The organism is Ruegeria sp. L12 (assembly GCF_056531745.1).
This window is the reverse complement of record NZ_JBQFMH010000003.1, coordinates 475,311-493,281: the sequence shown is the minus strand read 5'-3', so window position 1 is coordinate 493,281 and position 17,971 is coordinate 475,311. Positions and strand designations below refer to the sequence as shown.

At 60.1% G+C, this 17,971-nt stretch carries 17 protein-coding genes; 5 read left to right on the top strand and 12 right to left on the bottom strand.

Translation table 11 applies throughout. The annotated features are described in order from the left end of the window. From ACR0K9_RS07775 to ACR0K9_RS07745, 7 genes are all read right to left on the bottom strand, one after another. Positions 1 to 933, bottom strand: a 933-nt coding sequence (locus ACR0K9_RS07775; protein WP_480822069.1) for an aldehyde dehydrogenase family protein, incomplete at its 3' end; no start/stop codon positions are given. 117 nt (positions 934 to 1,050) lie between these two features. Then, positions 1,051 to 2,412, bottom strand: a complete 1,362-nt coding sequence (locus tag ACR0K9_RS07770; RefSeq protein WP_480822067.1) for a glutamine synthetase family protein — start codon at positions 2,410 to 2,412, stop codon at positions 1,051 to 1,053. Positions 2,413 to 2,469: 57 nt separating this feature from the next. Then, on the bottom strand, positions 2,470 to 4,155 hold the full coding sequence (locus ACR0K9_RS07765; protein WP_480822065.1) for a Na/Pi cotransporter family protein: 1,686 nt from the start codon (positions 4,153 to 4,155) through the stop codon (positions 2,470 to 2,472). Between the two features lie 144 nt (positions 4,156 to 4,299). Then, the gene (locus ACR0K9_RS07760; RefSeq protein WP_480529672.1) at positions 4,300 to 5,334 is read right to left on the bottom strand and encodes a TRAP transporter substrate-binding protein; all 1,035 of its coding nucleotides are present in this window, start codon (positions 5,332 to 5,334) and stop codon (positions 4,300 to 4,302) included. 51 nt (positions 5,335 to 5,385) lie between these two features. Beyond that, a complete protein-coding gene (locus ACR0K9_RS07755; protein WP_480529674.1) occupies positions 5,386 to 6,705 on the bottom strand; it encodes a TRAP transporter large permease in 1,320 nt (439 codons plus the stop codon). Then, positions 6,702 to 7,274 (bottom strand): TRAP transporter small permease subunit, encoded by a 573-nt coding sequence (locus ACR0K9_RS07750; protein WP_480822063.1) that lies wholly within the window; start codon positions 7,272 to 7,274, stop codon positions 6,702 to 6,704. Before ACR0K9_RS07750 ends, ACR0K9_RS07755 begins: the two co-directional genes overlap by 4 nt. A gap of 8 nt (positions 7,275 to 7,282) precedes the next feature. Next, a complete protein-coding gene (locus tag ACR0K9_RS07745) occupies positions 7,283 to 8,074 on the bottom strand; it encodes an N-formylglutamate amidohydrolase (RefSeq protein WP_480822061.1) in 792 nt (263 codons plus the stop codon). A gap of 122 nt (positions 8,075 to 8,196) precedes the next feature. Here ACR0K9_RS07745 and ACR0K9_RS07740 point away from each other — a divergent pair, with 122 nt between their 5' ends. Then, a complete protein-coding gene (locus ACR0K9_RS07740; protein ID WP_480822059.1) occupies positions 8,197 to 9,066 on the top strand; it encodes a MurR/RpiR family transcriptional regulator in 870 nt (289 codons plus the stop codon). Between the two features lie 833 nt (positions 9,067 to 9,899). Here the strand turns inward: ACR0K9_RS07740 and ACR0K9_RS07735 are convergent. Continuing rightward, on the bottom strand, positions 9,900 to 10,574 hold the full coding sequence (locus tag ACR0K9_RS07735; RefSeq protein ID WP_480822057.1) for a TIGR04283 family arsenosugar biosynthesis glycosyltransferase: 675 nt from the start codon (positions 10,572 to 10,574) through the stop codon (positions 9,900 to 9,902). Positions 10,575 to 10,647: 73 nt separating this feature from the next. Between ACR0K9_RS07735 and ygfZ the strand changes: the two genes are divergently transcribed. Beyond that, the gene (gene ygfZ, locus ACR0K9_RS07730) at positions 10,648 to 11,385 is read left to right on the top strand and encodes a CAF17-like 4Fe-4S cluster assembly/insertion protein YgfZ (protein ID WP_480822055.1); all 738 of its coding nucleotides are present in this window, start codon (positions 10,648 to 10,650) and stop codon (positions 11,383 to 11,385) included. An 86-nt stretch (positions 11,386 to 11,471) separates the two neighbouring features. Continuing rightward, entirely contained in the window at positions 11,472 to 12,416 is a 945-nt protein-coding gene (locus ACR0K9_RS07725) for an ABC transporter transmembrane domain-containing protein (protein WP_480822053.1), read from the top strand. 57 nt (positions 12,417 to 12,473) lie between these two features. Here the strand turns inward: ACR0K9_RS07725 and efp are convergent, their stop codons facing one another. Beyond that, positions 12,474 to 13,037, bottom strand: coding sequence for an elongation factor P (gene efp / locus ACR0K9_RS07720; RefSeq protein ID WP_480529688.1), 564 nt, complete (start codon positions 13,035 to 13,037; stop codon positions 12,474 to 12,476). Positions 13,038 to 13,256: 219 nt separating this feature from the next. Here efp and ACR0K9_RS07715 point away from each other — a divergent pair, with 219 nt between their 5' ends. Then, positions 13,257 to 13,577 carry a DUF6280 family protein gene (locus ACR0K9_RS07715; protein ID WP_298847297.1) on the top strand — a complete coding sequence of 107 codons (321 nt, stop codon included), beginning with the start codon at positions 13,257 to 13,259 and terminating at the stop codon, positions 13,575 to 13,577. A 72-nt stretch (positions 13,578 to 13,649) separates the two neighbouring features. Here ACR0K9_RS07715 and ACR0K9_RS07710 read toward each other — a convergent pair whose 3' ends face one another. After that, entirely contained in the window at positions 13,650 to 14,219 is a 570-nt protein-coding gene (locus tag ACR0K9_RS07710) for a cobalamin biosynthesis protein CobQ (RefSeq protein WP_480822051.1), read from the bottom strand. Between the two features lie 59 nt (positions 14,220 to 14,278). Between ACR0K9_RS07710 and ACR0K9_RS07705 the strand changes: the two genes are divergently transcribed. Further along, a complete protein-coding gene (locus tag ACR0K9_RS07705; protein ID WP_480822049.1) occupies positions 14,279 to 15,736 on the top strand; it encodes a cobyric acid synthase in 1,458 nt (485 codons plus the stop codon). Between the two features lie 3 nt (positions 15,737 to 15,739). On the opposite strand, the gene ACR0K9_RS07700 is transcribed toward ACR0K9_RS07705, so the two are convergent. Further along, complete coding sequence (locus ACR0K9_RS07700) at positions 15,740 to 16,477, bottom strand: hypothetical protein (RefSeq protein WP_480822047.1); 738 nt, start codon at positions 16,475 to 16,477, stop codon at positions 15,740 to 15,742. 74 nt (positions 16,478 to 16,551) lie between these two features. Beyond that, entirely contained in the window at positions 16,552 to 17,970 is a 1,419-nt protein-coding gene (locus ACR0K9_RS07695) for a TolC family outer membrane protein (RefSeq protein ID WP_480822045.1), read from the bottom strand. Position 17,971: the final 1 nt, after the last annotated feature.

Genomic DNA, 17,971 nt, shown 5'->3' with positions numbered 1-17,971 from the left:
AAAGCGCACATTGGCCATCGGACCCAGCGTCGTCTCAGTGTCCAGCGGATTGCCCAGCTTATAGCCCTTCACGATCTCCACCGCCTTGGCGGCAAAATCGTCATAGAGGCTCTCATGCACATAAATCCGTTCGATCCCACAGCAGCACTGGCCCGCGTTGAACATCGCCCCGTCGATCAGCGTCTCAACGGCGGCACCCAGATCGGCGTCCTCCATGACATAGCCCGGATCCTTGCCGCCCAACTCGGTGCCAACGCCGGTAAAGGTCCCCGCCGCCGCCCGCTCCATCGCCTGACCACCACCGACCGAGCCGGTGAAGTTCACGAAGTCGAACGCCTTGCCCGCAATCAGATCATTGGTCACGTCATGGCTCAGGAACACGTTCTGGAACACATCTTCAGGCACACCCGCCGCATGGAAGGCCCGCGCCATCCGCTCGCCCACCAGCAAGGTCTGCGTGGCGTGTTTCAGCACCACCGTATTGCCCGCGATCAGCGCCGGGGCAACCGTGTTGATCGCCGTCATGTAAGGATAGTTCCAGGGCGCCACCACAAACACCACCCCATGCGGAATGCGCTTGATATAGCGTTTGAACGTCTCATCCTCACCCACGGCAATATCGGCCAGCGCCGTCTCGGCAATCTGCGCCATATGGCCGGCACGCTCGTTGAAGCCGCCAAACTCACCGCCATAGCGTACGGGACGCCCCATCATATGCGCCAGTTCCGGCACGATCTCATCATTCATCGCGCCAACTGCCGCGACACCCGCCATCACCAGATCGATACGCTCCTGCAACGGCCGCGCCGCCCAGCCCGCCTGTGCGGCCCGCGCCCGACCCGCAACCTCAAACGCGGTATCACGCGACAGCACCTCACGTTCCGCAAAAACCGATCCATCAATCGGCGAGACACATTGCAACATCTGCCCCATAGTCACTCCATTTCGAAAGAAAGCAGGATCCCTGCTTCATCTGGCCATAAATATTCCGGGGGCCGCCGTTGGTTCGAGCGCCGATGGCGGCGGGCAGAGCCCCTCGCCCCCTCCACCTCAAGCCCGTTCAAACCCGCGGGCAATTTCCCAATCGGTCACCACCCGCTCGAATTCCTCGATCTCGACCTCCGCCGCGCGCGCATAGTGATCGACCACCTCATCCCCCATCGCCGCCCGCAACATGGCCGAGCCATGCAGAGCATCCCGCGCCGCGCGCAAATTGCCCGGGATCATGCCACTTTCACCCTGATATACGTCGCCTTTGGTGGGCGCTTGCAGCTCCAACCCCTCTTCGATGCCCGCAATCCCGGCGGCCAGCATCCCGGCCATCGCCAGATAAGGGTTCATGTCCGAGCCGGGTATGCGGCATTCGACCCGCACCGCCCTGGTGCCATCCCCACACAGGCGGAACCCGGCGGTGCGGTTGTCCACCGACCAGATGATCCGCGTCGGCGCAAAGGTGCCCTTCATGAACCGCTTGTAGCTGTTGATGTAAGGCGCCATGAAGTACGTATAATCACCGGCGTATTTCAACAGCCCGGCCATATAGCTTTTCATCAGCGCCGACATGCCCAGCTCATCCTCAGCGTCATAAAACGCGGGCTTGCCATCCGCCCACAGCGACTGATGCACATGGCTGGAGCTGCCCACCTTCTCATGATGCCATTTCGGCAAAAACGTCGCGGCATGGCCATGCTGCCACGCGATCTCTTTCACCGCGTTCTTGGCAATCGAGTGATACTCGGCCGTCTCCATCGCAGGCGCATATTTGATGTTCAGCTCTTCCTGCCCGGTCTCGGCCTCACCCTTCGTATTCTCCACCGGGATGCCCGCATTCCACAGATGGTTGCGGATCGGGCGCATCACATGCTCTTCCTTGGTGGTCTGCAGGATGTGGTAATCCTCATTATACCCCGAAATCGGCTCCAGATCGCGGAACCCCTCCTTGCGGATCGCATCAAAGCTTTTCTCGAACAGAAAGAACTCCAGCTCGGTGGCGCACATCGCCTCATAACCCATGGCTTTCAGGCGGTTCACCTGCCGCTTCAGGATCGAGCGCGGCGCGTGCGGCACCTCTTCATGCGTGTGATGATCCAGCACATCGCACATCACCATCACCGTGCCCTCAAGCCACGGCACCGGGCGCAAAGTGCTCAGGTCCGGCTTCATCACATAATCGCCATAGCCCCGCTCCCAGCTCGTGGCCGCATAACCATCCGGCGTGCCCATCTCAAGATCCGTCGCCAGAAGATAATTGCAACAATGCGTCTCCTCCCACGCACCCGCCACAAAATGACCCGCATGAAACCGCTTCCCCATCAAACGACCCTGCATGTCAACAAAACAAACCAAAACCGTATCAACCGAACCGGCTGAAACCTTGGCTTTCAGGTCGTCCAATCGTGCGTCACTGCCCATCCCACTTATCCTTTGTCACCATCCGAGACCCCGGTCTCTTGCTCGCGTTCGCGGCCATCAATCGTCGGCCGGGTCCTTTTCCATATCCATCACCAGACGCGTCTCCAGAACCTGTCCGCTCTTGTAGAGGATCGGATAGGCAATGGCAGCGATGTGTCCGTGCAGGTCACGCATCGCGCGCAAGGTTTCGAGATGCAGATCGCTGGACTGGAAGCTTTCGGTCTGCCCCCGCTCCAGCCGTTTCAGATGCGCCTTGCGGCTGTCGCGCGACAGGCGCTTGATCTCGGCCTTTTCCAGAACCAGACGGCGCGCGCAGTCCATGTCGTCCACCAGCAACACATGCCGCGCCAGCGAGAAACTCTCAAGGATCGCACCATGCAGGTCCTTCAGCTCTTTCCAGCCCTGCACGGAAAACTCGCTGTGTTCTGTATGTTTGATCTGCGCGGTGCGTGTCATCCGGTTTGACACCACATCGCCCGCAGCCTCCAGCCGGATGGCGTATTCCACCAACCCGCGCGCCGTCTTGATCTGTCCCTTGCTCATGTTCTGACGCGGCATCCGGGCGACAAAGCGGCGGATCTCGGTCAGTTGCGCATTCACCCGTTCATCCTGTTTCCACAGCGCCGCAATGGCGTCGCTGTCATCCTGTTCATAGACATCCAGCACCGGGCGGAACATGCGTTCGACCTGCGTGACCATCTGCAACAACTCGTGCCGCACCGAAGACATCGCCACATTCGCCTCGGTCGCGCCCGGATCGCTCAGCGGGCCGATTGCGCCCGAGAAGTGGTCCATGACGTTTGTCTCGACTTTCGCTTCGGGCATGAGCACGGTCAGGGGCCGTTCCATCCAGCTCACAAAACCGGTTGCCAGAGCAAAGACGACAAAGTTGAACCCGATATGCGCGAAGATCAGCGACTGACCCGCGCCAGCAATCATCAGCATCTCGTGCGCGCCGGTGATATTGACCGCGAACAGCAGTATAAGTGCAGCACTGCCGCGCAGCATCAGGTTGGCCATCGGGATGCGCCGCGCCGAAACCGTCAGATCGCGCGTCAGCCAGATCGGGATGAAGGCTGAACCCAGATTGGCGCCCAGCACCAGCGACAGGCCCGCGGCAAACGGAATCGCGCCGATCTGCACCAGTGTGACGCACATCAGGATCGTCGCGACCGAGCTGTGCATGACAAAGGCCAGAACTGCGCCCACGATGAAGGCGCTGAAATAGTCGGTTTCCAGATAACCCGCGATGGCGGGCAAAAAGGCGCTTTCGCGGATCGGCTCCACCGCATCGCGCAGGAACTGCAACGACACTAGAATGAACGCCACACCCAGAATGATGCGCCCCATCAGCCGGACATTGGCACGGTCGGATTTCAGATAAAGCCAGCCCCCTAGTGCCAGCAGGACGGGCTGCAGCCATCCCAGATCATAGGACAGCACCTGAATGATCAGCGCCGATCCCAGATCCGCGCCCAGCACCCCGGCCAGCGCGATGCCAAAACTGACCATCCCCGCCGCGGCAAATCCGGTCAGCAACACTGCAACCGCGGCCGAGCTTTGCAGAATCGTCGCCAGCACCATACCGGCACCCCCGGCAACAAAGCTGTTGGAATGCTGCGTCAGGATGGATTGAAACAGGGCCCCGAACCGCCGCTCGATCCCGGTGCGCACAAGGCGCACGGCAAACAGCAGCAACATGGTTGCTGCGAAAATCTCGATCAGGAAACCGGCGATGGCCATAGTCTAAGCTCCATGCGTCCGGGTCAGGATCGTGCCTGCCCGGTCTTTGATCTGTGCATTCAAATCAGATGTCAGCATGAATGTCGCCCATCCCCGTCATCCGATCCCGACGCAAAGGCAGCCCTTTGCGTCGGGATCGATATTTTAGCTGTAGCGATAGGGCCGTCCAGCCTTGAGCATATCTGCGTTATATTGCTTGAAGATTTCGACAACCTTCGCCTTGGTCTCGGATTCAGCTGCGATTTCATCCCAGAACGCCACGGCGGCCTCTTCGACCTGTGCCCATTCGGCATCCGGAATCGAGGTGAGTTGCATCTTGTCGCCATTGACGCGCAGGCTGGCCTCGCCGCCCCAATACCACCACTGACGGTAGTAATGCGACTGATCACAGCAGACACGGAACAGGGTCTGCAGATCTTCCGGCAACTCGTTCCAGCGGTCCATGTTGGCAAAGAACGACCCCGCCCAGGCGCCCGAGATGTTGTTGGTCAGGAAATAGTTGGTCACATCCGCCCAGCCGACGGTGTAATCCTCGGTGATGCCCGACCATGCGATGCCGTCCAACTCACCGGTTTGCACCGCGACCTCGATATCTTCCCATGGCAGTGTTACGGGGACGACGCCGAACTGAGCCAGGAACCGGCCTGCGGTGGGGAAGGTGAAGACCCGCTTGCCCTGCAGATCGGCCAGGCTGTTGATCGGGTCCTTGGTGGCGAAATGGCACGGGTCCCACGCACCGGCGCTGATATGCTTGACGCCAACCTTGGAATATTCCTCATCCCAGATCTCGTTCAGGCCGTATTGGTTGAACAGAACCGGCACATCCAGCGAATAGCGCGAAGCAAACGGGAAGTAGCCACCGAATACGGTGACTTCGGTGGGCGACGCCATCGAGTCATCGTCGGACTGAACCGCATCGATTGTGCCCTTTTGCATGGCGCGGAACAGCTCTCCGGTCGGGACCAGCTGATCGGCATAGAACAGCTCGATCTGCATCCGGTCGCCTGCAATCTTGTTGAACATCTCGATAGCCGGATCGATTACATGCGCCGCCAGCGCAGGGCCCGCATAGGTCTGCATCCGCCAAGTGATCGTGCTCTGCGCCAGCGCCGGTGCCGCCAGAGGCGCAGCCGCAACCCCCACCCCTGCGGTTTTCAAAAACTTACGTCTTGTCGTCATGTCTATTTCCTCTCCGATTAGGTTTGGGTGTCCGTTCGCCGGACCTTCTGGTTAATTTCCGTAAACATATCCGGGCAGCCACAGGGCGATTTCCGGGAATATCATGATGATCGCCAGCGCCAGGACCATCACCCCGACAAAGGGCACGATCGAGCGATAGATGTCTTTCAGGCTGATCTCGGGTGGTGCCATCGCGCGCATCAGGAACAGGTTATAGCCGAAGGGCGGCGTCATATAGGCGATCTGGGTGGTGATCGTATACAGCACGCCGTACCAGATCAGATCGAACCCCATCGCCCCGACCAGCGGCACATAGAGCGGGGCCACGATCACCAGCATCGCCGTGTCGTCAAGGAACGTGCCCATGACGATAAAACTCAGCTGCATCAGGATCAGGATCATCCAGGGCGACAGGCCCAGCTGCTCGGTGAACAGGTTCTCGATCGCTTTGACCGCGCCCAGCCCATCGAACACCGCGCCGAAGCCCAGCGCCGCCAGAATGATCCACATGAACATGCACGAGATGGCCAGCGTCTGCTTGGTGCAGTCCTCGAATATCTTCCACGTCATCCGGCGCTTAAGGACCGACGCAACAAGCGCCGCTAGCGCCCCGATGGCCGAGCTTTCCACCAGCGAGGTCCAGCCGTTCACGAATGGCAGCATCATCGCAGCGAAAATCATCAACGGCAGAGCCCCGGCCCAGAGCAGACGCAACTTCTCGGCCCTCGGGACCTCATGCGCGTCTTCCATGGCTGGGCCCAGATGTGGCTGAAGGCGGCAGCGGATCCAGATGTAGAGGATGAACAGCGACGCCATCAGCAGACCCGGCACAATCCCCGCAAGCCACAACTGCCCCACCGGCTGGCGCGCGATCATGGCATACAGCACCAGAACCACGGATGGCGGCACAAGGATACCCAAGCTGGACCCGGCCTGAATGACGCCGGTTACCATGGTCTTGTCATAGCCACGCCGCAGCAGCTCGGGCAGCGCAATCGTCGCCCCGATGGCCATACCGGCCACGCTGAGCCCGTTCATCGCCGAAACCAGAACCATCAGGCCGATGGTGCCGATTGCAAGCCCGCCATTCACCGGCCCCATCCAGACATGGAACATGCGATAAAGGTCATCGGCCAGACGGCTTTCGCTGAGGACATAGCCCATGAAGATGAACATCGGCAGGGTCAGCAGCGGATACCATTTCATCAGCTTCATCGCCGCTGAAAACGGAATATCCTGCCCGCCTGTCCCCCACAGCGCCAGCGCCGCGATGGCCGCAACCGCACCGATGGCGCCAAAGACGCGCTGCCCGGTGAACAGCATCAGCATCATCGAGGCGAACATGAAGATGGCGATAAATTCCTGGCTCATGCCCGCGCTGCCCCGATCTCTTGCCCGTTGATCCGCGCAATGTCTTTGAAGAACTCCGATATCGCCTGCAGCAACATCAGGAAGAAGCCGAATACCATGATCGCCTTGACTGGCCAGATATAGGGCCGCCACGCGGTGGAAGATCGCTCCAGCCGCCCGATCTCTTCACTGCCAGTCACAAGACCTGTGAAATAGGAAACCGGTTCATCGCCCCAATAGCCCAGGCTGTAGGCGGTGGAACCGAGCCCGCCATAAAACAGCACGCCCAGATAGAGGATCAGCAGCAGCACGGTGAAGGCGTCGAACCAGGCTTTCCGGCGCGGGCTCCAATTGTGATAGAACAGGTCCATCCGCACGTTCGAGCCCAGCTGGATCGAGTATGGCCCACCCATGATGTAATAGGTCACCATCGCGAACTGCGCCATTTCAAGTGTCCAGAGCGACGGCAGAAAGAACGTCTTCGAGATCGAGGACCACAGCAGGATGCCCATCATCACGAACAGGCCCCACATCATGATCCGCCCGATCCGGTAGTTCACCGCATCGATAACCCGCACATATGTCGCCATCGCCTTAATCACGCGACACCTCTGCCCTGAAGGCTTGTCAATGTTCGGCGAATCCAGGGGGTCAGGAAATCGGCCATCACTTTTTGCTGCTCGGGGGTTTGAATAAGGTCGTTTCGCACCTCGATCATGACATTCAGCAACCCAAGGGGGGCCGCGTGGTGATCCAGAGTGTGGGCCACACCATCCGCTGCCGAATAGGGTTCGTTCAGACGCGTGACAAAGGGCAGATCAGGGGCCGCGCTTGCCAGCATCTCGGTGGCGAACCGCGCGTCCTTGCCATGCAACAGGCCCAGTTCGACATCGCGCGGCTTGCCGCGATAGACGGGCGTGAAACTATGAACTGTCACCATCAGCTGCAGCGTAGACTGATGCCGTGACAGGGTATCACTCAGTGCCTCCGAGAATGGCAGATAGATCCCCTCTACGCGCGCCTGACGGGCCTCCGCGCTCAGATCGGCATTGGCGGGGATCGTGATATCCTCGCTCCGTTCCGGCATGGCGTCCTTGGCGTCCGGCGGGCGGTTGCAGTCATAGACCAGCCGAGACACCCCGCCATGCACCAGCACGCCCGACAACTGCCTGGAAAGGGCCTGCGCGACCCGCAATGCACCCGGGTCCCAGGCAATATGGCTGCGCAGCGCCTCGGGGCTCAGCCCCATATCTCCCAGCCAATCCGGGATACGGCGCGAGGCGTGTTCGCACACCACGACAACCGCAGGATCAACCGGCGCCTCATCGACGTGAACGACGGGACCGAATTCCGCATGAGCGGTAGTTGCAGGGGTGGTGCGTGATTCCATGTGGAAAAATTTCCACGGACAATCTTCACCTGTCAATAATTTTCCTGTACAAAATCCCACACACAAGCTTGCCCTGTCAAAATTTCCACAAGAACAGGCGTGAAAATAATCAGGAGTATTCCGTGCGGGTAACTGAGAGACTCCTTGCGCATCGCGAAACGCTGACACCATCCGAGCGGCAATTGGTGAATGTGCTGCTGGACGATTACCCGATGGCGGGCCTTGGCAGCATAACCGAGTTGGCCAGCCAAGCGTCAGTGTCCACCACCACGGTTGCACGGATGCTTCAGAAGACCGGGTTTGACGGCTATCCGCAGTTTCAGTCCGCAATCCGCAGCGAAGTGAAAGAGATGATCTCGGGGCCCGTCGCCAAGCGGGATGTCTGGCAGAACGACCTGCCCGAGGAACATATCCTCAACCGCTACTCGCGTCAGGCGCTGGAAAACCAGCGGCGATCAATCGATGAAATCGATCCGGAGGAATTTGACAGTTTCTGCCGGCTTTTGTGTGACCCCAACCGGCGCGTGTTCATCACCGGCGGACGCATCACCGGGACGCTTGCGCAATACCTGTATCTTCACCTGCAGATGATCCGCCCCGATGTGAAACTGCTGTCTGACGCCTCTTCATGGACTCACGACCTACTGGAAGTGCGCGAAGGCGACGTCTTGGTGGCGCTGGATGTACGGCGGTATGAAAACACCACCCTGCTGATCGGGCAGCTTTGCCATGAACGCGGGGCCGAGGTTGTCCTGCTGACAGATCAGTGGCGTTCACCCATCCACCGGCTTGCAAAGCACACCTTTGCCGCCCGGATCGCGGTGCCCTCGGCCTGGGATTCGATGGCGTCGCTGATGGTGCTGCTGGAATGCGTCATCGCCGAGATACAAGAGCGTCTTTGGGACAGCGTCAAACAGCGCACCGAAGAGCTGGAGCAGGCATTCGACCGCACGAAATTGTTCCGTAAGTTCGGCCAAAGCTCGGGTTCGTAACAAAATTGCAGTAGCTACAACTGCACGTGAGGCCTGTTGCCTGTCCGCCCGCAGCAAGTACACTCCGGGCATGACATTTATTGCCGAAAATCAATTGCCGCTGCTAATCCTGTTCTTTCTGATCGGATTGGTCGGCACCGGATTTCTGTTTCGCAAGCCTGCCGGGCACCGGGCCTGGAAACTGGCCGATCTGGTCTGGGTCGTGCTGGGTGGGATCGGTGCGCTGGTGGCGGTCATGGCCGGGCTTTACACCTCGGACAGTTCGCGGCTCGACCGGCAAATCGATGTTGCCTATGCCGCCACGCTGGCCTTCGACCGGGACGCCGCGCGGTTCCGCTTGCGGTTCTGCGACCCCGCCTATGACCCCGATACCGCTGTCTTATGCGAAAAGGTCGAATTCCTCTCGGCCTCAACCGCCAGCAATTCCGAGCTGCCCTTGTTTATCGCCGTAACCAATGAGGTTGCACCGCTTCAGGGATTGCATTTCCTGTTCGGCAGCGGCGACAAAGACGACATGGAAGAGGCGCGCGAGATGGCGGCAAAGGCCGATGCGTTCAGCATCGATCAGTTTCTGGTCTTCACTTCATTGGATGAGGCAACACAAACCGCGATTGACAACATGCGGCGCAAGGTGCCGGCGATTGCCGGCGACTACCTGATCCTTGCGCAGAGCTATGACGACCTGATCGAACAGGTTGGCAAGCTCAAGGATGAATGGGAGTATCTGCAGGCCAACGCGCATATTCTGGTTTTGCAGATCATCGCCTTGTGTCTGGTCAGCTTTGCCGCGCCCTTCCGGCTTGGCAAATCCATTGTCGAACTGCGCACCGCGTTCAACGCCGATACGCCTGCGCCAGCTGCTCTGGATCAGCCCCAAGAAAATAGCGCGCCAGAGTCCAGAGATTCCGAGCGCCGCGACGAATCCAGCCCTGACGGGTATAGCGTTCCGCACTCGTAACCGCGTCAGCTTTCAGCAGCTTCACCGAAGGCAAGGCGCGGATCAGGGCGACATCCTCCATCAGCGGCTGGTCGGGATAGCCACCTGCCGTTTCATAGTCGGCCCTGCGGACCAGCAACCCCTGATCGCCATAGGGCAATCCAAACAGGCGGCTGCGCAGATTGGCCCAGCCCGCAACCCAGCGCGCGCCAAAGCCGCCCGTGCGAAACCGCAGCCGGAAGGCAGCCGGTTGGCCCGAGGGCAGATGATCGGCGACATGTTCGCTCCACCCCGCCTGCAATGTGGTATCAGCGTGCAGGATCAGCAGCCACTCACCCTTGGCGGTATGGCAACCGCGCCGCAACTGCCCCCCGCGCGAGGGCGGGCCGGTGACGATCTGTGCCCCGGCCTCTTCGGCCATTTGCAAGGTCGCATCCTCGGACCCGCCATCGGTCACGATCAGCTCGCGGATCAGACCAGCGTGCAACCCCTCCATCAAGGCCTGCAGCGTTGCGGGCAGCTCCTGCCCCGCGTTCAGTGTGGGTATCAAGATAGAGATCGGGGCGGACACGTCTGAAACCCTCTGGTCATGGCAGCGCGATCTCCTATATCACGAGGCCAGACCAGATGACGAGGATCAACCCATGCCCAATCGCCGCATTCTGCGCCTGTCCGGCAAGGACACCGACAGCTTTTTGCAGGGCCTGATCACCAATGATGTGCAGCGGTTGAAGGACGGGCTTGTCTATACCGCGCTGCTGACCCCGCAGGGAAAATATCTGGCCGATTTCTTTTTGAAACGGGACGGTGATGCGGTCCTTCTGGACGTTGCGGATGAATTGGCCGATGGGCTTCAGAAACGCCTGACCATGTACAAATTGCGCGCAGACGTGGTGATCGAAGGTACGGGCCTGAACCTGCAACGCGGCACCGGCCCCGCCCCCGAAGGCGCCCTGCCCGACCCGCGCCACCCGGATCTGGGTTGGCGCGCCTATTCCGCCGCCGCCGAGGGCGATGATGGCACCGATTGGGATGCGATCCGGGTGCGGCACTGCATCCCCGAATCCGGGATCGAGTTGACGCCCGACAGCTACATTCTGGAATCCGGTTTCGAGACCCTGAACGGTCTGGATTTCAAGAAGGGTTGTTATGTCGGTCAGGAAGTCACCGCCCGCATGAAACATAAAACCGAGTTGCGCAAAGGGCTGCGTGTGGTCGATATCTCAGGCACTGCGCCTGCGGGCACCGAGATTACAGCGGCAGGGAAACCGGTTGGCACGCTTTTCACGCAATCCGGTGACAGGGCCATCGCCTATTTGCGTTTTGATCGGGCTGGCGGAGAGATGCAGGCCGCAGGGGCCACGCTGCGACTGGCCGAATGACGTCGTCCGACTAAGCCCCGGCAAAGGTTTGAATATGTCGGGCTGTGCTGTCAGACTGGAGCCAGTTCAGTCATACAGGCGCAGACATGTTCCAACTCTATCGTGCGATCTGGCGGGCCAGCGCCGGGCGGCAAATCATTCTGATCGTGTTGTCGATTGCAGTCGCCGCCCTTGCCGCCGTTCCGCTGGAATTCCAGCGCGATATCGTGAACCACCTGACCTCTGACAACATCAGCTCCGATCGCCTTGCCCTGTTGGGCGGCGGGATGATGGCCGTCATCGTGCTGAGTCTGGCGCTGAAGTGGCTGCTGGGATACCGCGCCGGAACGCTGGGAGAGGACCTGATCCGCATGATCCGGCAGCGGTTGCTGGTCCGCGCCACGGACCTCAGCGAAACGGGCGAAACGCTGCGCAAGGGGACAATGACCACGGCAATCTCGGCCGAGGCGGAAGAGTTGGGGAAATTCGCGGGTGGTGCCTTTTCCGACCCGGTGGTGCAGATCGGCACGTTGATCAGCGTCATCGGCTATATTTCATCCACGCAGCCGGGACTGGGGCTGATCGCTTTTTCAATGATCCTGCCGCAAATCATCATTGTGCTGATGTCACAGCGGAAAGTGAATGTGTTCGTGGCCGAACGCGTCCGCATTCTGCGTGGCGCGACGGACAAGCTGACCATCGAGCAGATCGACCAGATCTCGCAGGAGGTCGAGGCGTTGTTCGACGACATCTACGAAACGCGGCGCAGGATGTTCATCTGGAAGCTCTCGGCCAAGTTTCTGCTCAGCGTGATCAACGGGGCGGGCACTGTCGGGGTACTGATGCTGGGCGGTTATCTGGTGCTTGAGGGCAGAACCGATGTCGGCACGGTCGTTGCAGCCACAAGCGGGCTGGCCCGCATTCAGGGACCAACTGCGTTCCTGATCGCGTTTTACCGGCAGGTCAGCGCCAATCGCATCAAATACGAACTGATGCTTGAGCTGTTCGGCCCCAACCCTGAACAATATCGCCACATCCGACGCCACCAATAAAAAAGACCGCATCGGCCAGTGCCACGCGGTCTTTCTTCGCGATGGTAGAGCGCAGATTTAGGCGCGTTCCGAATATTCCATGGTCTCGGTGTTCACCACGATCATCTCATCCTGACCGATGAAGGGCGGAACCATGACCTTGACGCCATTGTCCAGAACCGCAGGCTTGAACGAGTTCGCAGCGGTCTGACCTTTGACCACCGGCTCGGTCTCGACAATCTTGCAGGTCACTTTCTGGGGCAGCGTGGCGTTCAGCGCTTCGGCCTCGTAGAATTCGACCACGATGGTCATGCCGTCCTGCAGAAACGGGCGACGCTCGCCCAGCAGTTCAGCGGGCAGCTCGATCTGCTCATAGGTCTCGGCGTCCATGAACACCAACATGCCATCGGATTCGTACAGGAACTGCTGATCCTTCTGCTCAAGGCGCACACGCTCGACCTTGTCAGCCGACCGGAATCGTTCGTTCAGCTTTGATCCGTTGCGCAGGTTGCGCAGTTCGACCTGTGCAAAAGCACCGCCTTTGCCGGGCTTTACGTGGTCAACCTTAACCGCGGCCCACAGCCCATCGTTATGCTCAAGCACATTGCCGGGGCGAATTTCGTTCCCATTTATCTTGGGCATGACTTAAATCCTTCACAAACGGTTGATGCGTCAGTTGCCGTCCCTATATCTGGCGGGACACCACCTGACAAGACAACGAGACCTAGTGCTGCACGCGCAGCGAGCCATGCAAATGACGCAACGCAACTATGCATTTTAGGTGTATCCGAATCGCACTTTATCGGTCATAAGGACCGCCACGCCGAGAAATGCAAGAGCAAGAAAAACAAGGAAGACGAGATGAGAGATTTCGTTGACGGCACTGCCTTTAACAACGAGCAAGGCAATCGTGCACGCAAACTTTTCGCAGCCGTCGTACTGGCTGCTCTGGATGATGCCATCGCTGATGACAAGAAATACGGCAATGGTCCCGAACAAATCGCCCGCTGGGCCCGCTCGCGCGATGGGCGCGAGGTGCTGTCCTGCGCCGGTATCGACCCGAACGAACGTGTTGTCGATGGCCTGATGGATTTCGTAGGCCGCGGAGTGCGGACCTCGGTCGCGCTGTCGCGCGAGGAAAGCGAACGCCGGAATGCAGCGCAACAGGCCGAAGCCGCCTGATCAAGCTGGAGGTTTCGTGAAAAAAGCGCGCCCCTTCAACGGGCGCGCTTTTTCTTTGCCCGCAGACGCGGGTCAAAAAAACAGCAGCCATTGCCTTGCGACCCAAAGCTCGGCGGCGAGCATCAGCGCAAATGTCAGCTTGGCCGAGATCGACAATCCCCGTCGCCAGAGCACCCCATAGGACGCGATGCAGATGACAATCGAGATCGGCGCGATCCACAGTGCGTGGTGCCCGCTGTCCCAATAACTGACCGGACTGTGGAAGACCCAATCGCTGAGCGGCCAGAACTGTGGCCGCCCGTCCCCGGCGTGCAGAACGAAATCCAGCGTCAGGTGCAGCAAACCCGCAGACGCTGCAATACTTAGCAGGTGCCAGCCGCGCCACAGCCCCAGGGCCAGACCGATCCCCCAGAAGAAAAAGGAATTGTCGATGGCAAACACCGTCTGCCAGGCCTCTGAGTAGTAGAGTTGTCCAAACACAACCTGCTCGGGGATGTTGAGCAGAAACAGTGAGACGCCCGCCATCAGATACAACGACAGGTCGGGCAGCAGCGATCCCGCAACTGCGGCCCACAGGACAGGCCCTTTGGCCGGGCGGGCAAAGGCGGCGGCACCGATCAAAAGATGCGCGGGGGTGTTCATCTGGGCTTTTCCTTTGCCCTCAAATCAGGTCATGTGCGCGTCAACATAGGAGAGTGACCATGGTGCGGTCCATCATGATTCAGGGCACCGGCAGCAATGTCGGAAAATCGGTTCTGGTTGCCGGGCTGGCGCGCGCCTATACGCGGCGCGGGCTGCGGGTGGCGCCGTTCAAGCCGCAGAACATGTCGAACAATGCCGCCGTCACCGAAAACGCGGGTGAGATCGGCCGCGCGCAGGCGCTGCAGGCGCGGGCCGCGAAACGGCCAACCCATACGGACATGAACCCGATCCTGCTGAAACCCGAAACCGACACGGGCGCGCAGATCATCGTGCAGGGCCAGCGCGCAGGCACGATGAAGGCAGGGGATTATCGCAAGGACAAATCCAAATTGCTGGGCGCCGCGCTGGAGAGCTTTGACCGCCTCTGCGCAGATGCCGATCTGGTTCTGATCGAAGGCGCCGGAAGCCCTGCCGAGACCAATCTGCGCAAGGGCGACATCGCCAATATGGGCTTTGCCTGCGCCGCGAACGTACCCGTGGTGCTGATTGGCGATATTCATCGCGGGGGTGTGATTGCGCAGATCGTCGGCACTCAGGCCGTGCTGGAGGATGATGATCTGGCCATGATCCGGGGTTTTGCCGTCAATCGATTCAAAGGGGATGTCTCGCTGTTCGATGAAGGGCGGGACGACATTGCCAACCGGACCGGTTGGCCCTGCCTTGGAGTGGTGCCGTGGTTCCATGACGCGTGGAAACTGCCCGCCGAGGACATGATGGATATCCGCTCACATGCAGGCGGTGACTGCAAAATCGCAGTGCCGCAGCTGGAGCGTATGGCGAATTTCGACGATCTCGATCCGCTTTCGGCAGAACCGGGCATCACCGTCGAGATCATCCCCGCCGGTCGCCCCCTGCCCGGCGACGCGGATCTGGTGCTGCTTCCGGGCAGCAAGTCGACTATCGGTGATCTCGGCTATTTCCGCGCTCAGGGCTGGGATATCGACCTCTATGCCCACGTGCGCCGGGGTGGTCATGTGCTGGGGCTGTGTGGCGGATATCAGATGCTGGGCAAAACGATCTCGGACCCCGATGGCGTGGACGGTCGCCCTGGAACCGTCGAAGGGCTGGGTCTGCTGGATGTCAGCACCACCATGGCCGGTCAGAAACAGGTTACGCTGCGCAGCGCGACCGCCCTGCCAAATGGTGAACCGGTAAGCGGTTATGAAATCCACATGGGGCGCACCGACGGGCCGGATTGTGCCCGCGCCTGGCTGCAGGTCGAAGGACGCCCCGAGGGTGCGGCCAGCCCCAATGGCCGGATACGCGGCAGCTATCTGCACGGAATTTTTGCATCGGATGCGTTTCGCGCCAGCTATCTGGCGCAATTGGGCGTGACCGTGGAGAACGCATACGAGGACGGGGTCGATCAGGTTCTGGACGACCTAGCCGATCACCTGGAACAGCACATGGATCTGGATCTGCTGCTGGCGCTGGCACAGGAACCCCGGCGCGGCTAGCGGTTATCTGGTTCCCTGCCCTGCCAGCGCACGGGCGATTTCGCGCCGGACCATTTTCCGCAGGTTCCGCGTAATCCGTTCCCCGAGCGCGCCCTGCAACTCTTCCCGAACGATCTGGGCCACAAGCTCGCGCAACTCGTCTTCGCTCAGGTTCAGCGCTGCGGACGAACTGGCCTGACCACCGGCAACTGCCGGGTCGCGCACGAAGGTCGCGACCGGCTCTGCTTCGGGCTCGGAAGATTTAGCCTGGGTGAACCCGTTCTCTACCGGCCACTCCACGGCCTTTGTCTTGGTTCCCGAATATGCGTCGTCGCTTTCGCCATCGGGTTCCCATTGATCCTCGGTCCGCGCGATCGCGGCCTCAAGCGCTTCGATCTTGGCGCTCAAACTGCCGGCCAGATCGCGCTTGGGTGTCTCCGCCTTAGCACCCTCTGGACGCACCGCGTCACTGGGTTGCAGGCGCATCGGTTCGTCAGGGGACTTGGGTGCATTCGCCGCCACCGCAGGTGCACTATCGCGGGCGCTGTGCTGCGGCGTCAGTTTGAGAGGTGCAAGCTTTTCCGGTCTCAGCGGTTCGTCGCTTACCCGCAGCGCATCGGTCAAAACCAGCCGACCCGGCTTGGGCGCCGGAGCGGTCGGGATAAAAATAAACTCTGATTCCTCGTGGGTTTCTTCCTTGACCAATCGCTTGACCGACGAAAGAACGTCCTGAGAACCGGTATTTACAACACTATCTGACATAATTCACTACCGCTCTAACCTTGGGTCCGATTGTAGCCAATCCGGACCCACACCACAACCGATAGTGATGTCACTCAGTCGCGGCGCAACGCCTTGAGCACCCGATCCAGATCCCGGCTTTGCTTGCTGACCCGCGCCGGGGCTTTCTTTACCAGGTTGTAATACAGGGTCGGATCATAGATCTGCACCGCCAGCCCCAACCGCTCGGCCGTCAGTAGGCCCTGTGCCTGAAGCAGCTCATACGCGGCACGAGACCGTTCTGTGCGTGACGCAACCTCGGCCAGTTGGGCATCCAGCAAATCCTGCTGTGCGTTCAGGACATCCAATGTGGTCCGTGCGCCCAGTGTCGCCTCTTCCCGGATACCGTCGAACGCCACCTGCGAGGCGCGAACCCGCTCGGTCGATGCACGCAAACTGGCAGAGGCGGCCTGGAAAGCCGCGTAGCGGTCGGTCACACCTTGAGTGATGTCCTTCTGGACGTTCAGCAGATTGGCGCGCGATGCATCGCGTGTGGCCATCGCCCGACGCACGGCTGCGGCCAGACCGCCACCAGAATAGATCGGCTGATTGAAGTTCAGTGAAATCGTGGCGTCGTTGATATAATTGTCGTTGTCATAGCTTTCGGTGATGCCCGCATCCGCATTCAGGCTGACATTCGGGCCCAGATTGGCGCGTTGCTGCTGGACGATCAGGTCCAAAGCGCGCACCTGATGCTGCGCGGACAGAATGGCAGGGTGGTTGCGTTGCGCCAGATTGATCGCATCTCCTTCCGAGCGCGGAAGGTTTGGCAATCTCGGCTGCCCCGCAGTGCGCCCCGGCGCCTTGCCGACTGCATTCACATATTCGGCCTGCGCAATGCTCAGGTTACCACGCGCAACCGCCAGATCCGCTTGCGAGCTGGCAAGCTGCGCTTCGGACAGCGCGACGTCGGTCCGGGTGACCTCACCAACTTCGAAACGATCCTGCGAGGCGCGCAGTTCCTCAGCCGATACTTCGACGTTGTTCTCGCGAATCGCGACGGTTTCCTCCTGCAGCAACACGCCCAGATAGGCATTTGTCGCACGGATCAGGACTTGCTGTTCGATATCAATCAGTGACTGGCGTGTGGACAGGACGGTTTCCTGCGCAGACTGTTTGCCCAGAACCGAGGCACCACCGTCATAGATCAACTGGTTCAGGGTCAGACCGCTGAAAAAGTTTGAAGGCTCATTCGTGGTGACAATGCCACTGGTACGGGACCGCGTGTAATCCTGGCTCACCCGCACCGTCCAGTTGATGATCGGACGCAATGCAGACAGGGCAATCGCGACATCTTCATCAGCCGCACGCAACAGGGCACGGTTCTGTTCAAGCAGGCCGCTGGTGTTGTATGCACCGATGAACGCATCGGTCAGATTGTCAGCCCAAACCGGTCTTTCGGGCACCGCACTGAATGCAATGCCAGCCGCCAAAGCCAATCCTTTGACCAGCTTTCCTGTTGCTGTCCCGCGCATC